10 protein-coding genes are annotated in these 7,139 nt (G+C 45.7%); 6 read left to right on the forward strand and 4 right to left on the reverse strand.

Annotation, left to right across the window (positions count from 1 at the left end; genetic code table 11):
* The first annotated feature begins 67 nt into the window (after nucleotides 1-67).
* The 5 genes from C7B77_RS19780 to C7B77_RS19800 all read left to right on the forward strand — a co-directional run bounded on the left by C7B77_RS19780 (nucleotide 68) and on the right by C7B77_RS19800 (nucleotide 3,457).
* Nucleotides 68-367 (forward strand): NIL domain-containing protein, encoded by a 300-nt coding sequence (locus tag C7B77_RS19780; RefSeq protein ID WP_106308765.1) that lies wholly within the window; start codon nucleotides 68-70, stop codon nucleotides 365-367.
* 3 nt (nucleotides 368-370) lie between these two features.
* Nucleotides 371-910, forward strand: a complete 540-nt coding sequence (locus C7B77_RS19785) for a gamma-glutamylcyclotransferase family protein (protein ID WP_106308768.1) — start codon at nucleotides 371-373, stop codon at nucleotides 908-910.
* 214 nt (nucleotides 911-1,124) lie between these two features.
* Complete coding sequence (gene cysT / locus C7B77_RS19790; RefSeq protein WP_106308771.1) at nucleotides 1,125-1,994, forward strand: sulfate ABC transporter permease subunit CysT; 870 nt, start codon at nucleotides 1,125-1,127, stop codon at nucleotides 1,992-1,994.
* The gene (gene cysW, locus C7B77_RS19795) at nucleotides 1,981-2,844 is read left to right on the forward strand and encodes a sulfate ABC transporter permease subunit CysW (protein ID WP_106308773.1); all 864 of its coding nucleotides are present in this window, start codon (nucleotides 1,981-1,983) and stop codon (nucleotides 2,842-2,844) included. Before cysT ends, cysW begins: the two co-directional genes overlap by 14 nt.
* Before the next feature lies 1 nt (nucleotide 2,845).
* Nucleotides 2,846-3,457: a hypothetical protein gene (locus C7B77_RS19800; protein ID WP_146138413.1), complete on the forward strand. Its 612-nt coding sequence runs from the start codon at nucleotides 2,846-2,848 to the stop codon at nucleotides 3,455-3,457.
* A gap of 68 nt (nucleotides 3,458-3,525) precedes the next feature.
* On the opposite strand, the gene C7B77_RS19805 is transcribed toward C7B77_RS19800, so the two are convergent.
* Nucleotides 3,526-3,969, reverse strand: coding sequence for an RrF2 family transcriptional regulator (locus tag C7B77_RS19805; RefSeq protein ID WP_106308791.1), 444 nt, complete (start codon nucleotides 3,967-3,969; stop codon nucleotides 3,526-3,528).
* Nucleotides 3,970-4,091: 122 nt separating this feature from the next.
* Here C7B77_RS19805 and C7B77_RS19810 point away from each other — a divergent pair, with 122 nt between their 5' ends.
* A complete protein-coding gene (locus tag C7B77_RS19810) occupies nucleotides 4,092-5,108 on the forward strand; it encodes a sulfate/molybdate ABC transporter ATP-binding protein (protein WP_106308779.1) in 1,017 nt (338 codons plus the stop codon).
* 58 nt (nucleotides 5,109-5,166) lie between these two features.
* On the opposite strand, the gene C7B77_RS19815 is transcribed toward C7B77_RS19810, so the two are convergent.
* From C7B77_RS19815 to C7B77_RS19825, 3 genes are all read right to left on the reverse strand, one after another.
* Nucleotides 5,167-5,370, reverse strand: a complete 204-nt coding sequence (locus tag C7B77_RS19815; RefSeq protein ID WP_219892211.1) for a type II toxin-antitoxin system TacA family antitoxin — start codon at nucleotides 5,368-5,370, stop codon at nucleotides 5,167-5,169.
* The gene (locus C7B77_RS19820) at nucleotides 5,351-6,088 is read right to left on the reverse strand and encodes a class I SAM-dependent methyltransferase (RefSeq protein ID WP_106308785.1); all 738 of its coding nucleotides are present in this window, start codon (nucleotides 6,086-6,088) and stop codon (nucleotides 5,351-5,353) included. Before C7B77_RS19820 ends, C7B77_RS19815 begins: the two co-directional genes overlap by 20 nt.
* A 79-nt stretch (nucleotides 6,089-6,167) precedes the next feature.
* A partial coding sequence (locus tag C7B77_RS19825; protein WP_106308788.1) for a beta-ketoacyl-ACP synthase occupies nucleotides 6,168-7,139 on the reverse strand: 972 nt, incomplete at its 5' end.

Consider the following 7,139-nt stretch of genomic DNA (forward strand, 5'->3'; position numbering starts at 1 on the left):
CCGCTCTCCTCTCTCCTCTAGCACTGCCCAAATTTTCTATTAATTAAGATAAAAGAGGTATGTCCGAATGCCAGATCTATCCTTAAATGAATCGCCAGCAAAAGTTTTACAATCGATTGATATTAATATTCCTCAGCAACTATATCAGGAGCCAGTATTATCTAAACTGATCGGTAACTATCATCTCATCGTAAATTTTCGGGCAGCAATATTAGATCGCAAAGCTACTGGCGGGGGCTGGTTTTATCTCAATTTAGAAGGCGATCCCCAAGATATCGAAAATGCACTCAAAGACCTCCAGGAGCTAGGGGTAGAAGTTTTTGCTCATCATGGTTCGGTGCCATTAGTGTTAGAAAATATCGAGTAATTTATGTCAGATTCGACCGCCATTACGATCGATAGGGAACCAGAATTTTGCTATTACTTTGCCTATGGTTCTTGCATGTGTCCTCTAGATTTACAGCGGACATTGCAAGAAGCAGTCGAGCCTTATATTGTAGGGACGGCAACACTGACAGGTTATCGAGTCGGCTTTTATTACTATGCCCCACATCGTAACTGTGGGGTTTTAGACATCGTACCCGATCGAGACTCAACTGTTCATGGCGTCTTGTATCGACTGCCTGCTAGACTAATTCCGGCGTTGGATGTGCGCGAATGTGTACCCCAAGGTGGCTATCGCCATGAGTTGGTAACGGTGCAGTGTCAAGAGCGGCATTACCATCAGGTGAAGACGTATGTGGTAGTAGATAAATTGGCAACCGAATACCCCCCGAATGATTGGTATGCCGGAGTGGTAATGCGGGGTGCAGCGACTTGTAATTTACCTACAGCTTACCGCGATCGACTCCACGAACATATCCAGCGACTTCAACAAAACTGGCAACCCTCCGATTTTGCCGTTGCCTAGATCTGGGTTACCAGAGATATCGCGGGTAGCAGTCTATCGACGATCGAGCCTTTTAAAATAGAATGTTTAACAAAAGAGACGTCAGATCGATTTTGGTGAGCCAGTTGGTATACTTTGCAAGGCCACAATCCAAAGCTCATTAAACTCTTACCTACTTTCTACCCTCTACTCTATACTCTGGCACTACGAAATTTAGACTTTTAACTTCTACAATATGAGCAACGTTATCCCCGCCTCACTCGTCAAACCCAAGCCAGCTTGGAAAGTGTGGTTCGATCGCATTCGCAATTTATCATGGACGTGGCGGATTACTTGGTTTTACCTGAGTGCGATGCTATTTCTGCCCCTAGTGGCGATGTTTACCAAAGCGGCGAGCGACGGTTGGGGCAAATTTTGGGAAATAGCGAGTAGCCCGATCGCCATATCGACCTATGATATTACCTTTACCACTTCTTTAATCGCTACGCTATTTAACGGTCTGTTTGGTACCGCGATCGCGTGGGTCTTAGTACGGTATGATTTTCCTGGTAAACGGATTATCGATGCCTCGATCGATCTACCCTTCGCGCTACCGACTTCAGTTGCAGGTCTGACTTTAGCCACAGTTTATAGCGATAATGGTTGGATTGGCAGTCTCTTCGCGCCATTTGGTATCAAAATCGCCTTCACGCGGTTGGGGGTAGGCATGGCGATGTTATTTATCTCGTTACCATTTATCGTCCGCACCGTGCAACCCGTATTGATAGAAATGGAAAAAGATATCGAAGAAGCCGCCTGGTGTCTGGGTGCATCGGATTGGCAAACTTTTCGGCAAGTAATTTTGCCACCACTGTTACCCTCGATTTTGACGGGGATGGCTTTAGGATTTTCGCGGGCGGTAGGTGAATATGGTTCGACGGTAATTATCGCCTCAAATACACCTTTTAAAGACTTGATTGCCCCAGTATTAATCTTTCAAAGATTGGAGCAATACGACTACGCAGGCGCGACCACAATTGGGGTAGTTTTATTGTTGATTTCGTTAGTATTGCTTCTGGGCATCAATATCCTCCAAGCTTGGGGTCAACGTTATGAAGAACAGTAACCCAGCCAATGCTTTAGTTCGGCAAGGGCCAGCGAAAAAACCATTTAATTGGATACCACCCATCTTAATCGGACTATCGCTCGCTTATATTATCCTGATTATTTATATTCCGGCAATTAACGTTTTTTACCAAGCATTTCATAAAGGGATAGAACCATTTATCGCCAACCTTACCCGTCCAGATTTTCTCAATGCAGTCAGAATTACCTTATCGCTAGCTCTAATTACCGTCCCGATTAATACTGTATTTGGCTTGTGTGCGGCTTGGTCGATCGCGCGACATCAGTTTCCCGGACGCACGTTATTATTGAGTATTATCGACCTCCCATTATCGATTTCTCCCGTCGTTGCAGGCTTGATGATTATGCTGCTCTACGGACGTCAAGGTTGGTTTGGCGGCTGGTTGCAAGATCGTGGCATCGATATCGTATTTGCTTTTCCAGGGATGGCTTTGGCAACTGCTTTTGTCAGTATGCCGTTTGTCGTTAGAGAAGTCATTCCCGTCCTCGAAGAAGCAGGCGTCGATCAGGAAGAAGCCGCTAGGACTCTCGGTGCCAGTGACTGGCAGATATTTTGGCGCGTGACTTTACCCAATATTCGTTGGGGTTTAATGTATGGCGTATTGCTGACAAATGCCCGCGCAATGGGCGAATTTGGAGCTGTATCGGTAGTATCTGGAAACGTGGCAAATACGACTCAAAGTCTGCCATTGTTTGTTGAAGAAACGTACAAACAATACGAAACCGAAGCCGCTTTTTCGGCAGCAGTATTACTTGCCTTGCTCGCCGCCGTGACGTTAATTATTAAAGAGATTTTAGAAAGCAAAACGCGGATTAAAGATAAATCATAATTTGTCAATCGAATATTGTTATGTTAATAGTTCTATGCTCAAAGCAGAATTAATCGATCGAGCATTAATGGATATGAACTTCCATGCTAAATGGCTGGAATACGATCTCATCGATCGAACGTTTCTACTAAATCTCTACGAGCGTTTCGTCTTATCAGACGATAAATCCACAGAGCATTATAGGTATGGTGCTTTCCGAAAAATATTGCAAGATAATCAGTATTTGGACGATCGCAACATAGACAACTATATTGAGCTAGCTAAAATAGATGACGATCTAGCTATGGCAAAAGCAGCTCTAGTCGATCTCTTCCGGTGGAAAGGACTTAGCGATTGGCAATACACGAAGTTAGTCAACAGTCCAGAATTTGCAGGTGAAATCTTTCAAACTTATCACCGAAACAAAAGCATGATGGAAACAATAAGTAAAATGCCAATTTCGGACGAAATTATCGAAGACTGCATTCAAAATTATACTGCTAATATCCAAGAATGTTTATTATATAAAGAAGATATCAAACGTCATCAGCTTGAGTACATATATCAGCACGGGACAAAAAAGAGAATTAGAAATATGGCGAAAAATATGCTGGGTAGCAGACGCTATCAATAATGGATACATATTCTCGAATTACTTGTAAAAATTGTTGGGTTTCGCTTTGCTCTACCCAACCTACGAATCTAAATATAATACATTGGGCTGTTTTGCCGCTGTGCTTCTAATGTTTTTGCTAAGTCTTGAAGCGTGTAGCTTTTAAGAATATCGTTTACTGAGTCTTTGATTCCTGAAAATGTTTCTACGATGACGGTTTTTTCGAGTGTATTAGGAGTAGCCGGATCGACTTTTTTACGATCGCCACCACCTTCGATCGCAATCACGACATCCAACAAGGTAATTTGCCACATTTCTCTGGCGAGTAAATAGCCACCTTTCATCCCCCGCTGACTGGAGAGAATGCCCTGACGTTTGAGTAATGTGAAGATCTGATCTAGATATCGTTCTGGCAAAGCTTGACTAGCCGCAATCTCATTTACCTTGAGCGGCTTGCCGTGTGCCTGCCTGTCGGCAATTTCGAGCAGCGCAACTAAAGCATATTCTAGTCGAGAAGATAGTTCCACAAGCATTCGATCGGATACTATATTTAAGATATCACGGTTTTCCGCTCGATCTGGAGTAGTTATTGCCACTCCCAACTCCCAACTCCCCACCATAATTAAAAATTTTATCGATAGGGTATTTAAAATAAATGGGTATATCAGTAAAAAATGTATCGAAACGATTTGGCAGCTTTCAAGCAGTCGATAGTGTCGATCTCGAAATTGAATCGGGCGCGCTAGTGGCTCTGCTGGGGCCTTCAGGGTCGGGTAAATCGACTTTATTGCGGCTGATTGCCGGACTAGAAACACCCGATGACGGTAGAATTTGGCTGACTGGCACGGATGCCACCCATCAGAGCGTTCAAGAGCGAAATATCGGCTTTGTCTTTCAACATTATGCATTATTCAAACACCTGACGATTCGGGAAAATATCGGGTTTGGATTGAAGATTCGCAAAGCAAGTCCGGCAAGAATTAAAGCTAGAGCCGATGAATTGCTAGAACTGGTGCAGTTGTCGGGATTGGGCGATCGCTATCCCTCCCAATTGTCTGGCGGACAGAGACAGCGCGTGGCTTTGGCTCGATCGCTAGCCGTCGAACCCAAGGTATTATTACTAGACGAGCCGTTCGGGGCGTTGGATGCCAAAGTTAGAAAAGATTTACGCGCCTGGTTGCGCCGCCTTCACGACGAGGTACATGTAACGACAGTCTTCGTCACCCACGACCAAGAGGAGGCGATGGAAGTGGCCGATAAAATCGTGGTGATGAATAAAGGTCAAATCGAGCAAGTGGGCACCGCAGCGGAGATTTACGACCGACCAGCGAGTGCGTTTGTGATGAGCTTTATCGGCCCCGTCAACGTGTTACCCAGCAGCGCGGATATTTTCCAAAATAATGGCTTTGAAGCCAATCATCCCCAAGTCTATTTGCGACCACAAGACATCTCGATCGAGACCGAGCCAGATAGTTCGCTGACAGTGGCAACAGTGACGCGGATCATCCATTTGGGCTGGGAAATTCAAGCAGAATTAGCTTTGGCTGACGGGCAAGTTATTTCGGCACATCTGACTCGCGATCGCTTCGATGAGTTAAATTTAGAACCACAGCAAAAGGTGTATATCAAACCCAAGGAGGCTAAATCTTTCCCACTTTACTACTCAATCTAAATTCCTGCTTTCGTAATGATAAGTTGCTGGAATTCCTAACTGCTCTTTGTCTTGAGATTTATTCAGCGGTTCGATTATGTTCGCGGATAAATGCTCGATGCCTGTCTACAGCAACTAAAAGTTGTTGGTTGGGTGTGGGCGGATTTTCGAGTAAATCGAAGACTGTCTGAGCATCCCGTTCGGATAAAAAGATCGTCCGTTCTGTTTCCAGAATCTGGTTGGCTCTTATTCGATCGAAATTATTATGTGCGCTGAAGTACATAAAAGACGTAGCCATAGCTATCTTCAGAATGGTTAAATGTATCGATTTCTTTGAGAGTCTCGATCGCTAAATTCCGCACAGACGAGTCGGGATGACTGACTAGAGCTGTGGCGCGTGGCTCCAGCACGTCATAGTAGCCTTCGATCCAAGCTGCTTTAGGCAATATGTATGTGGTTATCAATGTGTAACCTGCGGCTTCCGCGATCGCGAGGTTTTGGGGGATCGACTTCATATCTGGATAGCCAGAGCCAAAGAAATCGCTAACTGCAACAGGAATTTGTTCTTTCAACCATGAAAGTTCGCTGACAACGGCAAAGCCATTTTTGGCGATCGCGGCGGCCCAAGTAGTCAACGCATTTGCAAAGCCAATATTGTAAGCAGCACCTTCCGACCACAATAAATCGATCTGTGGAAAAACGCTCGGAATCTGCTGCATATCCAGGCAATGTGTCTGAATGAATCGATCGATTCCTGCTGACTTGGCATATCCGCTGAGATCGGTCAAGAATGGCTCGTGGGCATCGACAGCATTGACTAGCGTACTGAGTTCCTGCGCCAGCACCATTGTTTGCCGCCCCGTCCCACAACCTGCATCAACGATAACCCGAAATTGTTGTGTTGGTAGCAGACGTAGAACATGCCGGGTATGCTCGTTTCCTCCTGGACTCAGCTTTTCCATCCCACCAAAGAGCAGATCGATCGGATTGTAGGTAGTCATAAGATTACTACATTGTGTTCAGTTACAATCTTAGCGACGTTTTTTATAAAATTTGAAGATCGTTTACTACTGTTTCAATTTATCGCGTACTTAATCGATCGAATTTCCCGATCGCGATCGCGGCATTTTGTCCGCCAAAACCGAAACTCAGACACAGTAAATTATTTACATCTGTCTGGCGGGGAACTGTGACTAGATCGAGATCGAATTCAGGATTCTTTAAACCCACACATGGCGGTAAAGTTTGAGTCGCGATCGCTTGCAAGCAAAATGCTACGCCAACTGCACCTGACGCTCCTAATGTATGTCCCGTCGCTCCTTTGGTGGAACTAATCGCCACGCCATTGGGGAAAATTTGTTGAATTAATTGGCTTTCGCGGCGATCGTTAAGGGGCGTACTCGTGCCATGGGCGTGAATATAATCGATAGCGGTGGGAGTCAGATTCGATCGCTCTAAACATTGCCAGATTGCATTTACACCTGCCGTTCCTGACTCGTCCATTGCGCACATGTGGTAGGCATCATTCGTCAAGCCAAATCCCAATATTTCCCCATAAATCTTGGCACCGCGAGATCGTGCCAATTCTGCTGTCTCTAAAATAAATACCGCCCCCGCTTCCCCTAAAACTAACCCTTCCCGCCGCAGATCGAATGGATAACAACCCGTCGATGCCAGCGCGCCCATTTGGGTAAAACCCGCGATCGTCAGCGGTGTAATCGGGGCTTCAACAGCTCCCGCGATCGCCCGCTCGCAGGCTCCAGAACGCATCAAACTAACAGCTTGCGCGATCGACCATATTCCCGTCGCACAAGCCGCCATTGGGGCTAATATGGCCGATCGAGAGCCGATATATCGAGCGGTCTCGATCGCCAGAGTGTGGGGTAATGTATCTAGCCAATTAGTTAAATCTGGTTCGTGCGTGGGATTGGCGGTGAAGTGTTCCCATTGTGACTGACAACTCCGACTCGAACCGATCGTCACGCCACAATCGGGTAATGGGAAGCTCAAATCAGCATCTCGAACTGCTTCAGCGACAACGGTATGAGTGAG

Origin of the sequence: Chamaesiphon polymorphus CCALA 037 (assembly GCF_003003845.1) — a bacterium.
In the GTDB taxonomy this organism is placed as follows: Bacteria; Cyanobacteriota; Cyanobacteriia; order Cyanobacteriales; family Chamaesiphonaceae; genus Chamaesiphon; species Chamaesiphon polymorphus.